Annotated in this window: 18 protein-coding genes; 15 read left to right on the forward strand and 3 right to left on the reverse strand. The window is 62.7% G+C overall.

Annotation, left to right across the window (positions count from 1 at the left end):
* The first annotated feature begins 3 nt into the window (after nt 1-3).
* The 10 genes from sdhD to ACXAF5_RS03490 all read left to right on the forward strand — a co-directional run bounded on the left by sdhD (nt 4) and on the right by ACXAF5_RS03490 (nt 9,173).
* A complete protein-coding gene (gene sdhD / locus ACXAF5_RS03445; protein WP_239360359.1) occupies nt 4-375 on the forward strand; it encodes a succinate dehydrogenase, hydrophobic membrane anchor protein in 372 nt (123 codons plus the stop codon).
* A 23-nt stretch (nt 376-398) separates the two neighbouring features.
* Nucleotides 399-2,207, forward strand: a complete 1,809-nt coding sequence (gene sdhA, locus ACXAF5_RS03450) for a succinate dehydrogenase flavoprotein subunit (RefSeq protein ID WP_474945544.1) — start codon at nt 399-401, stop codon at nt 2,205-2,207.
* Nucleotides 2,208-3,050, forward strand: a complete 843-nt coding sequence (locus ACXAF5_RS03455) for a sulfotransferase domain-containing protein (RefSeq protein WP_474945545.1) — start codon at nt 2,208-2,210, stop codon at nt 3,048-3,050.
* Entirely contained in the window at nt 3,047-3,913 is an 867-nt protein-coding gene (locus ACXAF5_RS03460) for a hypothetical protein (protein WP_474945546.1), read from the forward strand. The genes ACXAF5_RS03455 and ACXAF5_RS03460 overlap by 4 nt, the downstream gene beginning before the upstream one ends.
* 129 nt (nt 3,914-4,042) lie before the next feature.
* Entirely contained in the window at nt 4,043-4,822 is a 780-nt protein-coding gene (locus ACXAF5_RS03465) for a succinate dehydrogenase iron-sulfur subunit (RefSeq protein WP_239360331.1), read from the forward strand.
* Nucleotides 4,823-5,372: 550 nt separating this feature from the next.
* Nucleotides 5,373-5,549 carry a hypothetical protein gene (locus ACXAF5_RS03470; RefSeq protein ID WP_239360329.1) on the forward strand — a complete coding sequence of 59 codons (177 nt, stop codon included), beginning with the start codon at nt 5,373-5,375 and terminating at the stop codon, nt 5,547-5,549.
* A 150-nt stretch (nt 5,550-5,699) separates the two neighbouring features.
* Nucleotides 5,700-5,897, forward strand: coding sequence for a hypothetical protein (locus ACXAF5_RS03475; RefSeq protein ID WP_239318798.1), 198 nt, complete (start codon nt 5,700-5,702; stop codon nt 5,895-5,897).
* 289 nt (nt 5,898-6,186) lie between these two features.
* Entirely contained in the window at nt 6,187-6,759 is a 573-nt protein-coding gene (locus tag ACXAF5_RS03480; protein WP_474945547.1) for a nucleotidyltransferase family protein, read from the forward strand.
* Between the two features lie 226 nt (nt 6,760-6,985).
* Nucleotides 6,986-8,203 carry a type III PLP-dependent enzyme gene (locus ACXAF5_RS03485; RefSeq protein WP_474945548.1) on the forward strand — a complete coding sequence of 406 codons (1,218 nt, stop codon included), beginning with the start codon at nt 6,986-6,988 and terminating at the stop codon, nt 8,201-8,203.
* A 112-nt stretch (nt 8,204-8,315) separates the two neighbouring features.
* Nucleotides 8,316-9,173 carry an urea carboxylase-associated family protein gene (locus ACXAF5_RS03490; protein WP_239318804.1) on the forward strand — a complete coding sequence of 286 codons (858 nt, stop codon included), beginning with the start codon at nt 8,316-8,318 and terminating at the stop codon, nt 9,171-9,173.
* Between the two features lie 158 nt (nt 9,174-9,331).
* Here ACXAF5_RS03490 and deoD read toward each other — a convergent pair whose 3' ends face one another.
* From deoD to ACXAF5_RS03505, 3 genes are all read right to left on the reverse strand, one after another.
* Complete coding sequence (deoD, locus tag ACXAF5_RS03495) at nt 9,332-10,036, reverse strand: purine-nucleoside phosphorylase (RefSeq protein WP_239318806.1); 705 nt, start codon at nt 10,034-10,036, stop codon at nt 9,332-9,334.
* A gap of 16 nt (nt 10,037-10,052) precedes the next feature.
* On the reverse strand, nt 10,053-10,373 hold the full coding sequence (locus ACXAF5_RS03500) for an H-NS histone family protein (RefSeq protein ID WP_239318808.1): 321 nt from the start codon (nt 10,371-10,373) through the stop codon (nt 10,053-10,055).
* A gap of 130 nt (nt 10,374-10,503) precedes the next feature.
* Nucleotides 10,504-12,489, reverse strand: a complete 1,986-nt coding sequence (locus ACXAF5_RS03505; protein ID WP_474945549.1) for a methylmalonyl-CoA mutase family protein — start codon at nt 12,487-12,489, stop codon at nt 10,504-10,506.
* A gap of 177 nt (nt 12,490-12,666) precedes the next feature.
* Between ACXAF5_RS03505 and ACXAF5_RS03510 the strand changes: the two genes are divergently transcribed.
* The 5 genes from ACXAF5_RS03510 (at nt 12,667) to ACXAF5_RS03530 (ending at nt 18,993) form a co-directional block, all read left to right on the forward strand.
* Entirely contained in the window at nt 12,667-14,097 is a 1,431-nt protein-coding gene (locus ACXAF5_RS03510; RefSeq protein WP_474945550.1) for a 1-acyl-sn-glycerol-3-phosphate acyltransferase, read from the forward strand.
* A gap of 127 nt (nt 14,098-14,224) precedes the next feature.
* Nucleotides 14,225-15,505 (forward strand): crotonyl-CoA carboxylase/reductase, encoded by a 1,281-nt coding sequence (ccrA, locus tag ACXAF5_RS03515; RefSeq protein ID WP_239318822.1) that lies wholly within the window; start codon nt 14,225-14,227, stop codon nt 15,503-15,505.
* Between the two features lie 392 nt (nt 15,506-15,897).
* Entirely contained in the window at nt 15,898-16,617 is a 720-nt protein-coding gene (locus ACXAF5_RS03520) for a helix-turn-helix transcriptional regulator (RefSeq protein WP_239360309.1), read from the forward strand.
* 88 nt (nt 16,618-16,705) lie between these two features.
* Nucleotides 16,706-18,259, forward strand: a complete 1,554-nt coding sequence (locus tag ACXAF5_RS03525) for an ATP-dependent DNA helicase (RefSeq protein WP_474945551.1) — start codon at nt 16,706-16,708, stop codon at nt 18,257-18,259.
* Nucleotides 18,256-18,993, forward strand: coding sequence for an SDR family oxidoreductase (locus tag ACXAF5_RS03530; RefSeq protein WP_474945552.1), 738 nt, complete (start codon nt 18,256-18,258; stop codon nt 18,991-18,993). Before ACXAF5_RS03525 ends, ACXAF5_RS03530 begins: the two co-directional genes overlap by 4 nt.
* Nucleotides 18,994-19,011: the final 18 nt, after the last annotated feature.

Genomic DNA, 19,011 nt, shown 5'->3' on the forward strand with positions numbered 1-19,011 from the left:
GACATGCGATTTCTGACTGACCGTAAGCGCGCCGAAGGTCTGGGCGCAGGGGGCACCGGCACCCATCACCACTGGCAGATGATGGTCACCTCGATCCTGCTGGTTGTCCTGGTGCCGGCCTTTGTGATCACCTTTGGCCTCGGCCTTGGCGGCACCTACGAAGAGGTTCTGGCCTATTACGCCCGGCCGCTTCCCGCCATCATCACCGGGCTGACCCTTGTGGTCGGCGTCATTCACCTGATGCGCGAAACGCAGGTCGCGGTGGAGGACTATGTGCACGGGCTGGCCGGTAAACTGCTGCTGATCGCCGTGGCGGCGTTTTCCTACACCCTGATTGCCGCGGGGCTGTTTGCCCTCGTCAAGCTCGCCCTCTGATCCGCGCGAAGGACACGATACAAATGACAACAGCATATGAATATGAAACCCACGACTATGACGTGGTGGTTGTCGGTGCCGGTGGTGCGGGTCTGCGCGCCACCCTCGGCATGGCAGAGCAAGGCCTGCGCACCGCCTGTGTGACCAAGGTGTTCCCGACCCGCTCGCACACCGTGGCCGCACAGGGCGGCATTGCGGCCTCGCTGGGCAACATGGGCCCCGACAGCTGGCAGTGGCACATGTATGACACCGTCAAAGGCTCCGACTGGCTCGGCGATACCGACGCGATGGAATACCTCGCCCGCGAAGCGCCCAAGGCGGTCTACGAGCTTGAACACTACGGCGTGCCGTTCTCGCGGACTGAGGAAGGCAAGATCTACCAGCGTCCCTTTGGCGGCCACACCACCGAGTTTGGCGAAGGCCCGCCGGTGCAGCGCACCTGTGCCGCCGCCGACCGCACCGGCCACGCGATCCTGCACACGCTCTATGGTCAGAGCCTCAAGCAGAAGGCCGAGTTCTACATCGAGTATTTCGCCATCGACCTGATCATGTCCGAGGACGGGCAGTGTCAGGGTGTGGTGTGCTGGAAGCTTGATGACGGCACCATGCATGTCTTTAACGCCAAGATGGTGGTGCTGGCGACCGGCGGGTATGGCCGGGCCTATTTCTCGGCAACCTCGGCCCATACCTGCACCGGCGACGGTGGCGGCATGGTGGCGCGCGCAGGTCTGCCGCTTCAGGATATGGAGTTCGTGCAGTTCCACCCGACCGGCATCTACGGCTCCGGCTGCCTGATCACCGAAGGCGCGCGCGGCGAAGGCGGTTACCTGACCAACTCCGAAGGCGAGCGGTTCATGGAGCGCTATGCGCCCAACTATAAAGACCTCGCGCCACGCGACTATGTCTCGCGCTCCATGACCATGGAGATCCGCGAGGGCCGCGGTGTCGGCGCCGAGGGCGACCATATCCACCTGAACCTCTCCCACCTGCCGGCCGAAGCGCTGGCGGAGCGTCTGCCGGGCATCTCCGAGTCTGCGAAGATCTTTGCCGGTGTCGACGTCACCAAAGAACCGATCCCGGTTCTGCCGACCGTGCACTACAACATGGGCGGTATCCCCACCAACTATTGGGGTGAGGTGCTGAACCCGACCGAAGAGAACCCGACCGGCGTCGTGCCGGGTCTGATGGCCGTGGGTGAGGCGGGATGTGCCTCGGTGCATGGTGCCAACCGTCTGGGCTCCAACTCGCTCATCGACCTTGTGGTCTTTGGCCGCGCGTCGGCCATCCGCGCCGGCAAGGTGGTGGACCCTGAGGCCCCCAATCCGGTGCTCAACCAGGCGTCGATCGACAAGGCGTTTGACCGCTTTGACACCCTGCGCAACGCCAAGGGTGGCACGCCCACCGCAGAGCTGCGTCTGGAAATGCAGCGCACCATGCAGGCGGATGCGGCGGTGTTCCGGACCGACAAGACCCTCAAGGAAGGCGTCGGCAAGATGGAGGCAATCGCCGCCAAGCTCGACGATCTCCACGTCACCGATACCTCGCTGGTGTGGAACTCCGACCTGATGGAGACGCTGGAGCTGACCAACCTGATGCCCAACGCGCTGGCCACTATTGTTGGCGCCGAGGCGCGCAAGGAAAGCCGTGGTGCCCATGCGCATGAGGATTACGCCGAGCGTGATGATGAGAACTGGCGCGTCCACACCGTGGCGCGGGTTGAGGGCAACAAGACCTCCCTCAGCTATCGTCCGGTGATCGTCGATCCGCTGACCGACGAGGACGCCGGTGGCATCAGCCTCCAGAAGATCGCGCCAAAGGCACGGACCTTCTAAATGACCTCTGCGCCTCCTCGACTGCTCTGCGTCGGCACGCATCACAAGACGGGTACCGTCTGGATGCGGCGTGTCTGGCGTTTGATCGGGGAGGCGCTCGGTATTCCTTTTGTGCCGGTTCACAACCCGGCCAGATGGACAAAAATCCCGCAGACGGGGCGTGCGATTGTGGTGAACTGGGCCGGGGCCTTTGCGCCGGAGCTGTTCGACAATCCAGAAGCAAGGTTCCTGCACATCATCCGCGACCCGCGTGATGTGCTGTTGTCCGGGGCGCGGTATCACGAAAACAGTCCCGGCCGGCAAGAACGGTTCCTGCATGGCCCGCGCGACGATCTTGGTGGCAAGAGCTATCAGCAGCACCTCCAGGCCCTTCCCACGCAAGGGGCAAAGCTGGATTTCGAGATGCAGAACATGCATCTTCAGGTCGTGAAGGAAATGCTGGCCTGGCCCTATGGGCATCCCCGCGCCATGGACCTGCGTTACGAGGATCTGATCGAGGACCACGACTGCGCGATCTTCACGGACGTGTTGCGTTTCTTTGGCTTCAGCGAGGCCGAGATCGAAACCGCGCGGCAGATCTACTATGACAATTCGCTGTTTGGCGGCCTGAGTTCCGAGAGCGACGTCGGGCGCATGGCGACCCATGTCTCCTCGGGCAAAGCGCGCCAGTGGCCGTCCAAGCTGCCACGCGCCACTGCAGAGCGCTATCTGGAGCGTCATGGCGACGATCTGATCACGCTGGGCTATGAGCGCGACAAGGACTGGCTGTCGCGGCTGGAAACCGACCAGCAGGCAGAGGTGGCAAGCCCCCCTTTTGCACAGGCGGCAGGGGGGATGGCATGACCTCTGTCGCAGCCCTCGCCACCGTCGAAACTGGCTGGAGCGCCCTTGGCATTGCGCCGGGAGCGGCGTTGCGGATGACCGGCATGCGCCGATCCGGCAACCATGCGATTGCCAATTGGCTGCAACGCAACGCGGATCGTGCGTTGTTTCTGAACAATTGCCGCCCCGGTCATGATCCGCTGAGCAGCCACAATGGCATCGAGGTCTCGGGCCAGCGCTATGATGGCAGCCTGCAGGATGCCGCGGCAGACGCAGGTGACGGGGCGCTGTTGTTGCTCTCTTACGAGGACACGGTGCATCTGCGCTTTGACAGCAGGGACAACCTGTCTGGCCCCTATGGCAGCGACAGCTTCGACGGCGACCTGCTGATCTACCGCAGCTTCCTCAATTGGAGCGCGTCGCTGCTGAAAAAGCTGCAACGCAATGACACCTACCGGTCTGCGGATCGGATGGCGGTGATGGCGCGGGCGCTGGCGACCTATGGCGATCTGCTGGTTGAGGTGCGCGAGGCGCAAGACAGCGGTCGGATCGCGGTTTGTTATGACGCGTGGTCTCGCGATGAGCTTTACCGCGCGCGTGTGCTGGCGGATTTGGGGCTGACGCTGCGGGACAACAGTCTTGGCGCGGTGCAGCCCTATGGCGGCGGGTCGAGCTTTCAGCTGGATGTGGCGGCTGCCGAGGATCTGCACTCGCAGGAGCGTTGGCGCGCGATGATTGGTGATCCGGAATATCAGATGCTGCTGCGTCTGGCGGCATTGGATCGCGCGTTTATGGACCGCCTTGAGGCGTTGTTTCCTGCCGATGCAGCGCTGATGACGCGCCTTCCCGCATTGCCCGAACTTGACGCGGAGGTCTTCTCATGATCCCGCGCCCGACTGAAATGCGCAGGTTCTGCGCCCCGCATGACGCCCGGATCGCTCCGGGCCCAGCCCTCTCCCCGTGCGCGCTGCCCCTTGCAGCCGTTGCGGGCAGCTAAGCAAGGAGACACGATCATGGTCGAATTCGCACTTCCGAAAAACTCCAAGATCACCACAGGCAAGACCTGGCCCAAGCCAGAAGGCGCAACCAACGTCCGCAAGTTCCAGATCTACCGCTGGAACCCGGATGACGGCAAGAACCCGTCGGTGGATACCTATTTCCTCGACATGGACAAATGCGGCCCGATGGTTCTGGACGCGCTGATCAAGATCAAGAACGAGATCGACCCGACGCTGACCTTCCGCCGCTCCTGCCGCGAGGGGATCTGTGGCTCCTGTGCGATGAACATCGACGGGATCAACACGCTGGCCTGTATCTATGGTCTCGACGAGGTGAAGGGCGACGTGAAGATCTACCCGCTGCCGCATATGCCGGTGGTGAAGGACCTGATCCCGGATCTGACGCATTTCTATGCCCAGCATGCCTCGATCATGCCGTGGCTGGAGACCAAGACCAACCGCCCCGCCAAGGAGTGGAAACAGTCGATCGAGGATCGCAAGAAGCTCGACGGTTTGTATGAATGCGTGATGTGCGCGTCCTGCTCCACCTCCTGCCCGAGCTACTGGTGGAATGGCGACCGCTACCTCGGCCCCGCCGCGTTGCTGCACGCCTATCGCTGGATCATCGACAGCCGGGACGAGGCCACCGGAGAGCGCCTGAACCAGCTGGAAGACCCCTTCAAGCTCTACCGCTGCCACACTATCATGAACTGTGCCAAGACCTGCCCCAAGGGTCTCAACCCCGCCAAGGCGATCGCGCATATCAAGAAGATGATGGTCGAACGCACCGTCTGATCGGGACTGAAAGGTCACAAGATTTGCCCCGGAGCCCAAAGCGGCTGCGGGGTTTTCTTTTGTGGTGTCGACTGGCCGGAGGCCGGACAGCCCCCGAGCCGGTGTGGGGGTAAAGCCCCCTCCCGGGGGGGGGTCGGGGGCTGTTCGGCCTATCGGCCAAACGGGTCCTCCCGTGAAGAAAGAATAGGCGGCCGCCCATCAAGGCGGAGGATCGGATGGGGTGGAAAGCCCCATGTCCGAAAGTGAGGTCGGATCGGACCCTGCCTGCACCCAATGAGGGGGTGGTCTCTGGCGGGCCGGTCTCCTGGTCTTTGGGTGTGTCGCGACCCGCACAGTGTGCCACAGAGATCTGAAACCCGGGACAACGCCGCGTGCGCTTCCCCCGCAACAGGGCAGGGGGCACCGGCGCGCGGCAGACCATGCGACCCGGCGCCACATCTGCACGGGATGCATGGCGTGCTTGCAAAACAAGGGGATGCGGCACCGCGGCGGGGCGCCTAGATTGGTGGTCGAGGGAGACGCAGACACCGACAACCCGAGAGGTTCCCCAATGACATCCCCCCTGTCCGCCCCGCAGATCCTTGCCGATGCCGCCGTTGCCGTAGCGACCGACGCCCTGGCCGTGCTGGAAGACAGCTGGGCCTACTACAGCCCGGAGCCGCCGGTGACCCTGCACGAGGTGGAGGCACCGCAGGACGGCGTCGTCGCCTATTACGAGGCCGCCTGACGCGCCAGTCCGCGCGCCCCGACTGCCGTGGTGCGACCAACGGTCTGGTCCGGCTGCTGCGCTGCGGGCCGCAGGTCCGATGCGCGTCGCGGTTCAAAACACCGGCGCCATGGCTTGCGTCCCCCGGGGCGCTGCCTCTAGATGCGGCATATGCCTGTTCTTCTGATCCTCCTCCTGCTGGGCACGCTGACCTATCTCTACTGGCGGCGTCGCACGACCACGCTGACGCGCAACTGCCGCTGGCGACAGGATCGCCGCGCCGGCGGCTGGCGCTGTGCCTTCTGCGGAGCGGTCGAGGGCGGCGCCGGCGCTCCGCTGCACTGCCGCCGCGGCCAGGATCGGGGCTGACCCCGGCGCTCCGCTGCGGCAGTCGACACGCCGCCCCGTCAGGGGCGGCGCCGGGCCCAACGCTTTGCCCGGCATCTGTGATGCAGGGCCAAAGGGGCGGGAGCGCCCCCGGCGACCGCGAGGACCAGAAATGCCGTCGTTTGCTCTCGGTGAGGCGAAGCTCCGCGAAAAGCTCAATAATGCAATTTTCCGCTATGCCGATCCTGCCTTGGTGTCTAACCAATCGCTTTGGCACGAACTCTCAGGTACTTGCTGTATACCTGCATCTTAAACTCTTGTTGGCGCTTAGATGGACTCAGATGAATTTGCTTCAATTGTCTTAGGGAACCCAGTGAACCGGGCTATCTTGGAGCGTCTGCCTTACACAGGACTCAATGATGTTTGGTTGGTGTCCGGATGTCTTTTCCAGACCGTCTGGAATAGAAAGACCGGGCGCACACCCGGTTATGGGATCAAAGATTACGACCTGTTTTACTACGATGACAGTGACCTATCATGGGAAGCCGAGGACGCCGCAATTCGCCAAGCCATGCAGGCGCTGTCCGGTATTGACGCAGAGATAGAAATTCGAAATCAAGCACGGGTCCACCTATGGTACCCGAAAAAATTTGGCGTGCCTTACGACCCGTTGCAACGCGCGACCGACGGCATCGACCGCTTTCTTGCGACAGCTTGTATGTTCGGCGTCGCGGGATCGGCTGATGGTATCGCGAACGTATACGCTCCCAAAGGCTTCGCGGACCTCGATCACTTAGTTATCAGACCGAATTCACTTCCCTACTTCGACGCGGAAACTTACGAAAACAAGGCACAGCGCTGGCAAACGCTCTGGCCGGAACTTCGTGTCCAAAGCGTTGGCTGATAGCTTACTCAACTTGCGTGGAGGTCCGCTTCGTCCCGCATCCTCCCAGTTCATGCGCCCTCCCCCCGCGCGCGGAGCCATGCAGAAAAGAAATATCTTCCTTGCAGAAATTGGTGCTTGATCGACTCGAGGTTTTGCCTGATACGCGCGCTCAAGACGCCAACGCACGCGCCTCTGTCGAAAGGGTTCACAGCCCTAGGGTTACGTAGCGACGGTAACGTCTCTGATGGAACTGAGCGGTCATGTATGGCCGGGTCTTTTGGAGATGACCATGAATGTAAATGTGACCGGGCCTGCTGCCCGCGACGACGCACACCCTGTCCCCCGCCACTTGCACTATATTGCCAACACCCGGTTCGAACGCCCGACGCTGGTGGTCGACAGCGAGGCCGTGGCGCGTCAGTACGTGGGTCTTGCCCGCGGTCTGGGCCGGGCGCGTATCCACTACGCCGTCAAGGCCAACCCGGCGCCGGAAATCCTGCGCCGTCTCTGCGCGCTGGGGTCGAATTTCGATGCCGCCAGCCGCGCCGAGATCGAGATGTGCCGCGCTGCCGGTGCCTCTGCTGCGCGCATCACCTTTGGCAACACCATCAAGAAACCCGCAGACATCGCGTTCGCGCATGCGCTGGGGATCACCCATTATGCGGCGGACGCGGTGGAAGAGCTGGAAAAGCTCGCCGAGCACGCGCCGGGGGCACATATCTGCATTCGTATCCTGGTCGACGCCACCTCAGCCGACTGGCCGCTGAGCCGGAAATTCGGCTGCGCGCCGGATATGGCGGTGGGGCTGATGGATCGCTGTGTCGCGCTGGGTCTGGTGCCGCATGGGCTGTCGTTCCATGTCGGCTCGCAAACCCGCGAACCTGAGATGTGGGAGCCGATCCTCGATCAGGTTGCCGACGTCTGGCAGGCGGCCCGTGCGGCAGGCCACGACCTCAAGCTTCTGAACATCGGGGGCGGTTTTCCGGCAGGCTATCGCAATGCGGTGATGGCGCCGCAGGACTATGCCGCCGCGGTCATGAAGCGGGTGAATGCCTGCTTCCCCGATGCTGCCGAAGTGATGGCGGAGCCGGGTCGCGGACTGGTGGCCGAAGCCGGTGCCATCGCTGCCGAGGTGATGCTGGTGTCGCGCAAACACGACAGTGATCTGCACCGCTGGGTTTACCTCGACATCGGCAAATTCTCCGGTCTTGCGGAAACCATGGACGAGGCGATCCGCTACAAGATTACCACCGACCGCGATCACGAGACCATGGGCGCCTGTGTGCTGGCGGGGCCGTCCTGTGACAGTGCCGATGTGCTCTATGAAAAGCAGCCCGTTCAGCTGCCGCTGGGGCTGAAATCCGGCGACCGCGTGGTGATCCACTCTTGTGGGGCCTATACCACCACCTATGCGTCGATTGGCTTCAACGGCTTCCCGCCGCTGGATGTTGTGGTGCTCTGAGGTCATCAGGACGCTGTGATGCCGCAAGGCGCGTGAACCGTCGTCCGGGTGCTGTCCTTGTTCTGTTAAGCCATGTATCAGGTAGAAAACAGAACAGGGAGACCCGCGCAGAATGTCCGACACCCAATTCCCCATCCCCGCCGACGCAGACACCCGCCGTGCGGTGCCGCCGGTGATTTGCTATCCGAACGAGACCTTGCCAAAGCCCGATCTGGCGCTCTATCGCGCGGCACGGGACGGCGCGGAAAAGGTCGCAGAGGTCACCGTGCCGCCGCGCGAAGCAGCCACCTTCGAGGTCGCCGCCGGGCAGTTTTTCCGTATCTCCTCCATTGAGGGGCCGCAGGTCGGGGACCTGAACCTGTGGAATCGCAATGATATTTCCGAGCGGTTCTTTTCCGGCAAGACCCGCGCCCTGCATGGCACCCATGTCACCACGGGCGAGCGGCTGTGGTCGAACCTGCCTTATATGCGCCCGATGGCGACGATCATTGCCGATACGCTGGAATGGTACGGCATCGACGCCTACGGCGGCTCCGTTCATGATGTGATTGGCACGCGATGTGATCCCTACACCGGCAATCTGCTGCAAGGCAGCCAGTATCACCATTGCTGCCACTCAAACCTGACCCGGGCGCTGGCCGATCACCTCGGCCTGTCGCTGGCGGAGGCGGAACCGCATGTGCATGACGTGCTGAACGTCTTTATGTGCACGGGCTTCACCCGCGATACCGGCCAGTATTTCATGAAAGCGAGCCCGGTGCGCCCGGGCGATTATCTGGAGTTTTTTGCCGAGATCGACCTCTTGGGCGCGATGAGCGCCTGCCCCGGCGGGGATTGTTCGGCCGAGCATTCCAGCGATACGGCCGCCTGCCATCCGATGCTGGTGGAGGTCTTTGCCCCCAAAGAGGGCAGCCTTGCCGGCTGGCAAAGCCCCGCACTCAACGGCTATGACCGCAGCCACGGACGCTGAGCGCGCCCGGCGTCCAATAGACAGGTTGCCAATATAAAGGGCTGCCAATCAGCAGACTGCCACTAAAAAGGGCCGCCAGCGCTGGCGGCCCTTCGTTTGTTTTCTGCGCGGGCCGGGGCTGGTGAGTGGTACAGTCCCGATCCCGCTGTGGCGTCACCTCAGGTGAAGGCAGCGGCGAGGGCGATTTCGACCATCTCGCCAAAGCTGCGCTCGCGCTCCTCGGACGGGAGGGCCTCGCCGGTTTGCAGGTGGTCCGACACGGTCAATACCGCCAATGCGCGGCGACCGTGGCGGGCGGCCAGCGTATAAAGCTCCGCCGCTTCCATCTCCACGCCCAGCACACCATGGCGGACCATCTGTTCGTTCAGGTCCGGGCGCTCGTCATAGAAGGTGTCAGAGGAATAAATACCCCCGACATGCGGGGTCAGCCCCTGCGCCTCGGCGGCCTGTACTGCGTTGCGCAGCAGCGACCAATCGGCCGTTGGCGCAAAGTTCACGTCCTTGAAAATGCTAGAGGAGGGCGTGTTGACGCTGGTGGCCGTCATCGCAACGATGACATCGCGCACCTTGACGTGGGGTTGCATCCCGCCACAGGATCCGATCCGGATCAGCGTCTTGGCATCGAAGTCCCGGATCAGCTCGTTGGCATAGATCGACAGCGATGGCATGCCCATGCCGCTGCCCTGGATCGAGACCCGATGCCCTTTCCACGTGCCGGTGAACCCGAGCATGCCGCGGACCTCGTTGACGAGGCGCACATCACTCAGAAAGGTCTCCGCTGCCCATTTCGCACGATAGGGATCGCCCGGCATGAGCACGGTTTCGGCGAAATCGCCCTTTTCTGCTCCAATATGAACTGTCACTTATTGCGATCCCGGTTCAGATTTCGAGTTCAGAAATATCAACGCCTTTGCTCAGGGCGGCATGTACCCAATGCGGTTTGCGGCCACGGCCTGTCCACGTTTCGTCCGGATTTTCCGGATTGCGGTATTTCGGCGTCGCCTTTGATTTCCGCGCCGCCCCCTTGTTGGGCGATGTCAGGACTTCATCCAGCGAAAAACCATATTCCGCCGCAGCCTTTTCAACGGCCTTCAGGGCCTCGGTGCGCTCGCGTTGCTCGGCATCTTTCAGTGCTTTTTCAACGTCCTTCTGGAGCTGAAGCAGCTCCTTGCGGGACATCTCGGTCAGGTCAAGAGACATTGTTTTACTCCGTAGATTAGTGGCCACGGATCAAAATCCGGGCTAACGCTCTTATTGCCCGAATTTTGGATGCTATTCAGCATCTAATTTTCATTTTTTTGTTTTTTGGCGAAATTCAGCGGAGCGTGAATTAAACCGAAGAGTTTGCACCTGCCAGTTCCACGATATCCATCATGATCGAATTCAACTCGAAATTCTTAGGGGTGTAGACCCGTGACACCCCCATGTTCAGCAGTTTCTTTGCATCTTCGTCGGGAATAATCCCGCCAACAACAACCGGAACATGAGTAAGCCCGGCGTCGCGCAATTGCGTCAGGGTGTCTTCAACCAGCGGCAAATGGCTGCCCGACAGTATCGAAAGGCCAACAATATGGGCGCCGTCCTGACGCGCAGTGGCGACAAGTTCCTGCGGCGTGAGGCGAATACCGTCATATGTGATGTCCATTCCGCAATCACGGGCGCGAAAGGCGATCTGCTCGGCGCCGTTGGAATGACCGTCCAGACCGGGCTTGCCGACGACGAATTTCAGTCGCCGTCCCAGCTGGTCGGAGACCGCATTCACCGCGTCCCGCAGGTCGTCCAGCCCTTCGGTCTTGTTGGAGACGGAGGCCGAGACCCCGGTGGGGCCGCGATAGGTGCCATAGGCCTTGCGCATCTCTTCGGCCCATTCTCCGGTGGTGACACCGGCCTTGGCGGCGCGAATCGATGCGGGCATGATGTTGGCGCCGGTGCCGGCGGCCTCGCGGAGCCCGGCAAGCGCGGCGGTGACCTCGGCGGCGTCGCGGTTGCGGCGCCAGTCCTCAAGGCGCGCGATCTGGTCGGCCTCCACCGCCGGGTCGACGGTCATGATGCCGCCATCCTCGGTCTGGAGCGGCGAGGGTTCGCCCTCGGTCCATTTGTTGACGCCGACCACCACGGTTTCGCCGGCCTCGATCCGGTTCAGGCGTTCGGCGTTGGCGTCCACGAGGCGGGATTTCATGTACTCGATGGAGGCCACGGCGCCGCCCATACCTTCCAGCGTGGCAAGCTCGGCGCGCGCGCCCTCTTTCAACGCCTCAACCTTGGCGTCCACCACCGGGTTGCCATCAAAGAGGTCGCCGTATTCCAACAGGTCGGTCTCATAGGCGAGGATCTGTTGCATCCGCATCGACCATTGCTGATCCCAGGGGCGCGGCAGGCCAAGCGCCTCGTTCCAGGCCGGAAGCTGCACCGCACGGGCGCGGGCCTTTTTCGACAGCGTCACGGCGAGCATCTCAATCAGGATGCGATAGACGTTGTTTTCTGGCTGTTGTTCGGTCAGCCCGAGAGAGTTCACCTGCACGCCATAGCGGAAGCGGCGGAATTTAGGGTCCTCCACCCCGTAGCGTGTCAGACAGATCTCGTCCCAGAGGTCGACAAAGGCCCGCATCTTGCACATCTCGGTCACGAAACGGATGCCTGCATTCACAAAGAACGAGATGCGCCCGACCAGCGCCGGGAAGTCCTCAGCCGGCACGCGGGGTTTCAGCTCGTCCAGCACCGCCTGCGCGGTGGCCAGCGCAAAGGCCAGTTCCTGTTCCGGCGTCGCGCCAGCTTCTTGCAAGTGGTAGGAACACACGTTCATCGGGTTCCACTTGGGCACGTTCTCGTAGCAGTATTCCGCCACATCCGCGATCATCTTGAGGCTGGGGGCGGGGGGGCAGATATAGGTGCCGCGGCTGAGATATTCCTTGATCAGGTCATTTTGCACCGTGCCCTGAAGCTTTGACACATCTGCGCCCTGTTCTTCGGCCACCGCAATATAAAGGCTGAGCAGCCACGGCGCGGTGGCGTTGATGGTCATCGAGGTGTTCATCTGCTCCAGCGGGATCTGATCGAACAGCGCCCGCATGTCGCCGAGATGCCCCACCGGCACGCCGACCTTGCCCACCTCGCCCCGCGCCAGCACGTGATCGCTGTCATAGCCGGTCTGAGTGGGCAGGTCGAAGGCCACGGACAGGCCGGTCTGACCCTTGGCAAGGTTGGCGCGGTAAAGCGCGTTGGAGGCGGAGGCGGTGGAGTGGCCCGCATAGGTGCGGATCAGCCAGGGCCGGTCCCGGCTGGGGGCTTCGGGGCGGTCTTTCTGCGCGAGCGACATGGCGGGCCTCGTGAATCATCGAGTGAGCAATAAAGTTACGTTGAGGTGATCTAAACTGGAATTTTGCTACCTTGTCAATTCGCCGCGTTGCGGCAATTGCTGCACTGCGACTTTTGCGACCGCAGAAGATGCGCGGTTGCAGTTGTGCCGAGAGGCGGGCGCAGTAAGAGTGCGGGTATGACGCAGACTGTTGAACTTCCGCTTTGGGCTTTTGTGCTGATCCTGCTGTTTGCGGCGGTGACATTTGCGTCGCATTTCCTGTTTCCCTCGGTGCGCTGGTTCTTTCGCCGTCGGCTGGAACGGGCGGTGGCGCGGCTCAATCAGCGGCTGGAGCGCCCGATCGAGCCGTTCAAGCTGGCGCGCCGCTATGACATGATCCAGCGGCTGATCTATGACCCGCAGGTGGCGCAGGCGGTCTCGGACCATGCGGCGGCAAAGGGCATCCCGGAAAACGTCGCCTTTGAGGAGGCCCGGCGCTACGCGCGCGAGATCGTACCGTCCTTTTCGGCCTTTACCTATTTCAGCTTTGCGATCCGGGCGGCGCGGCTCCTGTCGAATGCGATCTACCGAGTGCGGTTGGGCAGCTACGACGAGGGGCTTTTGAAGGCCATCGACCGTGACGCCACTGTGGTTTTTGTGATGAACCACCGCTCCAACATGGATTACGTGCTGGTGACCTATCTGGTCGCCAAACGCTCGGCCCTGTCCTACGCGGTCGGCGAATGGGCGCGGGTCTGGCCGCTGAGCCGTCTGATCCGGGCGATGGGGGCCTATTTTATTCGGCGCAAATCACAAAATGCGCTCTACCGGGCGGTGCTGGCGGCTTATGTGCGGCTGGCGACGCGGGCAGGGGTGACGCAAGCGATGTTCCCCGAGGGGGGGCTGAGTCTGACGGGGGCGATGGCACCGCCCAAGCATGGCTTGCTCAAATACATCGTGGATGGTAGCGCCGAGGTGGGCAAGGACGTGGTCTTTGTGCCGGTGGCGCTGAATTATGACCGGGTGCTGGAAGACAAGATCCTGATCCGGGCCGCACAGACCGGCGACCGGCGGTTCCGGGCGCGGATCGGGGCGGTGATGCTGCGTTTGCTGCGGCAATTCTGGCTCTGGCTCACCGGGCGCTATCAGCATGCGGGGCAGGCGGCGGTGAGCTTTGGCCGCCCGCTCAGCGTTAGCGAGCTGCCGCAGACCTCTCGTGAGGACCGTGCGCGGATGCTGTCGACCGAGCTGATGCGCCGGATCGGAGAGGTGGTGCCGGTGCTGCCGGTGCCGATGGTCAGCTATCTCTTGTTGCAACGTGGCGCGATGAGTGAGGCGGCATTGCTGCAGGCGTTGCGCGACACCGTGGCGCGGATGCCGTTGGCCAGCATCCATTTGCCTGAACACGCCCATGACGCCGCCATCCAGAGCGCGGTGTTGCAGATGCGCAGACGCGGGCTGATCCGCACATCCGGGGGGCTGGTCACGCCGGAGCGGGCCCAGATCGACATGCTGCGCTACTACGCCAATTCCATTGCCCATCTGGTGCCCGCTGCCCTGGAGCCGCCTCCCGAAACGGAGGCTGTTTCTGCGGACGCAAAAGGAAATTCTGCATCCGCTGGGTCATAAAATTACAAACTGGCAATGATGGGGGTTGCTTTATTACCCTTCCGTTCGTACTCCTTGGGAGAGAACGGCGCGATTCTGCGTTGCAGAACCACTGCGCCGAGAGAGATCGAGACCAAGGGAGGCCGGCATGGCTCTGGACACGCAGGACGGCATGATGACCTACGACGCACCGCAAAAAGACCTCTATGAAATGGGAGAAATTCCCCCGATGGGCTATGTGCCCAAGAAGATGTACGCCTGGGCGATCCGCAAGGAACGCCATGGCGAGCCGGATACTGCGATGCAGCAGGAAGTGGTCGATGTGCCCACCCTCGACAGCAACGAAGTGCTGGTTCTGGTGATGGCGGCGGGCGTGAACTACAACGGCGTCTGGGCCGCACTCGGCCAGCCGATCAGCCCCTTTGACGGCCACAAGGCTCCCTATCATATCGCCGGTTCCGATGCTTCGGGCATTGTCTGGGCCGTGGGGGACAAGGTGAAACGCTGGAAGGTCGGCGACGAGGTGGTGATCCACTGCAATCAGGATGACGGCGATGACGAGGAGTGCAACGGCGGCGATCCGATGTATTCCACCAGCCAGCGGATCTGGGGCTATGAAACCCCCGATGGCTCCTTTGCCCAGTTCACCAATGTGCAGGCCCAGCAGCTGATGCCGCGGCCCAAGCATCTGACCTGGGAGGAAAGCGCCTGCTACACGCTGACGCTGGCCACCGCCTATCGGATGCTGTTCGGCCATGAGCCGCACGACCTGAAGCCGGGCCAGAACGTGCTGGTCTGGGGCGCCTCGGGCGGGCTGGGGTCCTATGCGATTCAGCTCATCAATACCGCCGGGGCCAATGCGATCGGCGTGATCTCGGACGAGAGCAAGCGGGAGTTCGTCATGAGCCTGGGGGCAAAAGGCGTGCTCAACCGCAAGGATTTCAACTGCTGGGGACAGCTGCCCACCGTCAATACGCCGGAATATGCGGAATGGTTCGGCGAGGCCCGCAAGTTCGGCAAGGCGATCTGGGAGATCACCGGCAAGGGCAATAACGTCGACATGGTGTTCGAACACCCCGGCCAGGCGACCTTTCCGGTGTCGACCTTCGTGGTGAAGAAGGGCGGTATGGTGGTGATCTGCGCGGGCACCTCCGGCTTCAACTGCACCTTCGACGTGCGCTACATGTGGATGCACCAGAAACGCTTGCAAGGCAGCCATTTTGCGCATCTCAAGCAGGCGTCGGCGGCGAATAAGCTGATGATCGAGCGCCGTCTGGATCCGTGTATGTCCGAGGTCTTTACCTGGGCGGATCTGCCGGCGGCGCATATGAAGATGCTGCGCAACGAGCACAAGCCCGGCAATATGTCGGTGCTGGTGCAGGCGCCGAGGACCGGGCTGCGCACCCTCGAAGAGGTTCTGCACGGCTAGGCGCCTCGCCCGTCCCGGAGCACGGGGCCGGAGAATGCAGCAAAACGTGACCCGGTCGCCACGCGCGGCCGGGTTTTATCATTTTGATAGGTTTTCGTCGTCGAACTAGAGAGGATTGTTCTGATACAACTGACGGACGAGGATAGGGATCAGTGAGATTTCTCACGGGCCGGAGTGGGCCGGGCCGGAGGGTGCACTATCATTACGCCAAGTTTGAACTGTGCGCAGATCCCGTGTTCGGCAGAACCGTGTTCTGCAGGACATGGCGCGCGCGTGGAGCGGCGCAGACCGGCGTCCAATGCCCGGCGCCGCGGGGCACGTCGTGCCACGCGGCTGGTTCCGGATGGGGCGGCCGCGGCGGTGCAATGCGTCGGGAGTAGGTACGAGAGAGAATGGTGAGACGTCAGACCCTGAACACAACTCTCGAATTGATCGAGAGCGCAGCCAACCTCGAAGAGATCGGCGAGGTGATGGATCGGTTCCGCTCTCAGATCGACGTGGATCATGTCTTTTATCGCTGGGTGGATCGCTGTGGCAGCATCTATGGCTGTTCCACCCTGCCGACCGCCTGGCAGGACCGCTATTCCGCGATGTCATACCACCGGATCGATCCGGTGGCGGTGGGCTGCTACACTGCGGTTCATCCCGTCGATTGGCGGGATCTGGATTGGTCGTCGCGACTGGCGGCGGCCTATCGCAAGGATTCCCTTGCCTTTGGGATGGGCAGCCAGGGCTATAGCGTGCCGGTGCGTGGACCGGCGGGGCAATATGCAATTTTCAGTGTCAGCAAGACCTGCGATGGCGATGTCTGGGACAAGTTCACCCGCAAACATGGCCGTGATCTGATCCTGGTGGCGCATTACGTGAACCGGCGGGCGCTGGATTTCGAAATGGCCTATTATCCGCTGCCCGAACAGCCCCTGTCGCTGCGCGAGATCGAGGCGCTGAGCCTGCTGGCCGAAGGGCGCAGCCGGGCGCGCGTGGCGGAGGCGCTGGAGATTTCGGAGCATACGCTGCGGGTCTATATCGAAGGGGCGCGCGGCAAGTTGCAGGCCCAGAACACCACGCATGCGGTGGCCCGGGCGATCACCATGGGGCTGATCGCGGTGTGATCCTGCCGGGGGCAGCGGGGTGGAACTTCTGCCGTTGGGATGCGCCTTCCCACTGGTGCCCTCTGGCGTGCGGCTGTAGGGTCGCGCCATGACACAGGCCCCGACGCCAGCGCCCGAGCTGCGCTTCTCCGATGACCAGGCGCAAGCCTTTGATGCCCTGACCGAACAGCTGCGCAAGGCGGGTGTCGATCTGGGCGAGGATCTGTTGCATCCGCCACGTGGCGAGACCGGCGTGGCAGCGGTGATCGGCAAGGCCGGATCGGGCAAGACGCTGCTTCTGGCGGAGTTCTACAAGGCGCTCGCCGCAGCCGGGGTCGAGGTGGTCTCGGGCGATTACGAGAGCCGCAAGAAAGCCGACAAACGCACCCTGGCCATTCTGGCGCCCACCAACAAGGCGGCAAGCGTGTTGCGCCTGCGCGGTGTGCCCGCCACAACCATCCACCGCATTCTCTATACCCCGGTTTATGATCCCGAATACGAGCGCATTGCCGAGTGGCTGGCGGGCGAAGGCGAGCGGCCCGAGATCGAGGGGCTGAGCGAGGAGGCGCTGGCGCGCGCCGAAGCCTTTTATGCCACCAACAAATCCATGCCGGGCGCTTTGGCGGCGGCAGGGCTGCGAGGCTCGGATTTCATCACCGGCTGGAAACGGCGCGAAGAGCCGTTGGACATCGGCTTTGTCGATGAGGCCTCGATGCTGGACAACCGCCAATTCGAGGATCTGAAGGAGATTTTCCCGACGCTTGTGCTGTTTGGCGACCCGGCGCAGTTGGCACCGGTGAACCAGTCGGGGTCGATGGTGTTTGAGGACCTGCCCGAAGAGCGCAAGCTGATCCTCAACCGCATTCACCGACAGGAGGCCGACAACCCGATCCTCGATCTGGCCCATGCGCTGGCGGATCCGCAACTGGGGTTTGATGATTTCGAGCGTATGGTGGAGGACAAGGCCCGTCAGGACGAGCGCGTGGTCTGGGGACAGCGGGTCGAGGTCGATCTGATGGCACGCTCGCCGGTGCTGGTCTGGCGCAACAACACGCGCATCCGGCTGATCAATGCGTTTCGCGCGGTGCATGGTGCGCCCGAAGATCAGCTCCTTGAGGGTGAACCGCTGATCTGTGACGGGTTGGAGCTGCCGCTGAAGCACCGCAAGAAACGGCTGGATCTGGAGGCGCGCGGTCTGATTAAGGGCGCGCAGGTGATCTACCTCGGCCCCGGCCGCAAACCCGGTTTTTCGCGCCTGCATGTGATGGGGGCAGAAGACCCGCAGGTCTCTGCCGCCTCTATCGTGAAGATCGAAAAACCCGAGGAAGAAGAACCGTTTATTCCCTTTGCCGCGCGTATGGGGGCCACGTTTTTGCATGGCGCGGCGGTGACGATCCACAAGGCGCAGGGCTCGCAATGGGATACGGCACAGGTCTTTGCCCCCGATATTTACGCGGCGGCCCGGATGGGGCGGGTGGAGGCGGGCCAGCCCCTGTGGAAGCGGCTGGCCTATGTGGCCATCACCCGCGCGCAGGAGCGGCTGATCTGGGTGGTGCGCAATCGGTTGGCGAAGCCTACAGGCCCGCTGCCGGTCGATGACTTGCGGCAGGTGGCGGCCCCGACATTGACACTTGAGGCACAGGGTGAGGAGGCGCCGGCATGACACGTTCTATTCTGATCACAGGTGCCAGTTCCGGGATCGGCCGCGCGGTGGCGGAGCTGTTCCTTGGGCGCGGCTGGACGGTTGGTCTGTTGGCACGGCGGGCGGAGAGGCTGGCGGAGATCGCCGCGGGTCAACGCCGTGCCGTGGTGCTGCCTGCGGATGTGACCGACCCTGCGGCAGTCGACGCCGCGTTTGATCACTTCTGCAGCGAGGCCGGGCGGATTGATGTGCTGTTCAATAACGCTGGCATCTTTACCCCGCCGGGCATCATCGACGAGATCGCGCTGGAGGATTGGTTTGCGGCGGTGAACGTCAACCTCAACGGCATGTTCCTATGCGCGCGGGCGGGGTTTGCCCGGATGCGCCACCAGAACCCACGGGGCGGGCGGATCATCAACAATGGCTCCATCGCCGCGCATGTGCCGCGCCCTAATAGTGTGCCCTATGCGGCGACCAAGGCCGCGATCACCGGGCTGACCAAATCGCTGTCGCTGGATGGGCGTGCCTATGACATCGCCTGCGGGCAGATCGACATTGGCAATGCCCGCACGCCGATGGTGGCGGATCTGGCGCAGCGACAGGCCGAGGCACAGCCGGACGCGCCGCCGATGGATACCTTTGATGTGGCGGATGCGGCGCGTTCGGTTCTGCATATGGCGGAGCTGCCGTTGGAGGCCAATGTTCAGTTCATGACCGTGATGGCAACAAAAATGCCCTATATCGGTCGCGGCTGAGAGGCGCCGGTTGAGGGG

The organism is Epibacterium sp. ABV4_022 (assembly GCF_056159345.1).

Bases quoted from the DNA above. Each gene is read 5' to 3' on its own strand.
- sdhD (WP_239360359.1), top strand. From the start codon at position 4: ATGCGATTTCTGACTGACCGTAAGCGCGCCGAAGGTCTGGGCGCAGGG.
- sdhA (WP_474945544.1), top strand. From the start codon at position 399: ATGACAACAGCATATGAATATGAAACCCACGACTATGACGTGGTGGTT.
- ACXAF5_RS03455 (WP_474945545.1), top strand. From the start codon at position 2,208: ATGACCTCTGCGCCTCCTCGACTGCTCTGCGTCGGCACGCATCACAAG.
- ACXAF5_RS03460 (WP_474945546.1), top strand. From the start codon at position 3,047: ATGACCTCTGTCGCAGCCCTCGCCACCGTCGAAACTGGCTGGAGCGCC.
- ACXAF5_RS03465 (WP_239360331.1), top strand. From the start codon at position 4,043: ATGGTCGAATTCGCACTTCCGAAAAACTCCAAGATCACCACAGGCAAG.
- ACXAF5_RS03470 (WP_239360329.1), top strand. From the start codon at position 5,373: ATGACATCCCCCCTGTCCGCCCCGCAGATCCTTGCCGATGCCGCCGTT.
- ACXAF5_RS03475 (WP_239318798.1), top strand. From the start codon at position 5,700: ATGCCTGTTCTTCTGATCCTCCTCCTGCTGGGCACGCTGACCTATCTC.
- ACXAF5_RS03480 (WP_474945547.1), top strand. From the start codon at position 6,187: ATGGACTCAGATGAATTTGCTTCAATTGTCTTAGGGAACCCAGTGAAC.
- ACXAF5_RS03485 (WP_474945548.1), top strand. From the start codon at position 6,986: ATGGAACTGAGCGGTCATGTATGGCCGGGTCTTTTGGAGATGACCATG.
- ACXAF5_RS03490 (WP_239318804.1), top strand. From the start codon at position 8,316: ATGTCCGACACCCAATTCCCCATCCCCGCCGACGCAGACACCCGCCGT.
- ACXAF5_RS03500 (WP_239318808.1), bottom strand. From the start codon at position 10,373: ATGTCTCTTGACCTGACCGAGATGTCCCGCAAGGAGCTGCTTCAGCTC.
- ACXAF5_RS03505 (WP_474945549.1), bottom strand. From the start codon at position 12,489: ATGTCGCTCGCGCAGAAAGACCGCCCCGAAGCCCCCAGCCGGGACCGG.
- ACXAF5_RS03510 (WP_474945550.1), top strand. From the start codon at position 12,667: ATGACGCAGACTGTTGAACTTCCGCTTTGGGCTTTTGTGCTGATCCTG.
- ccrA (WP_239318822.1), top strand. From the start codon at position 14,225: ATGGCTCTGGACACGCAGGACGGCATGATGACCTACGACGCACCGCAA.
- ACXAF5_RS03520 (WP_239360309.1), top strand. From the start codon at position 15,898: ATGGTGAGACGTCAGACCCTGAACACAACTCTCGAATTGATCGAGAGC.
- ACXAF5_RS03525 (WP_474945551.1), top strand. From the start codon at position 16,706: ATGACACAGGCCCCGACGCCAGCGCCCGAGCTGCGCTTCTCCGATGAC.
- ACXAF5_RS03530 (WP_474945552.1), top strand. From the start codon at position 18,256: ATGACACGTTCTATTCTGATCACAGGTGCCAGTTCCGGGATCGGCCGC.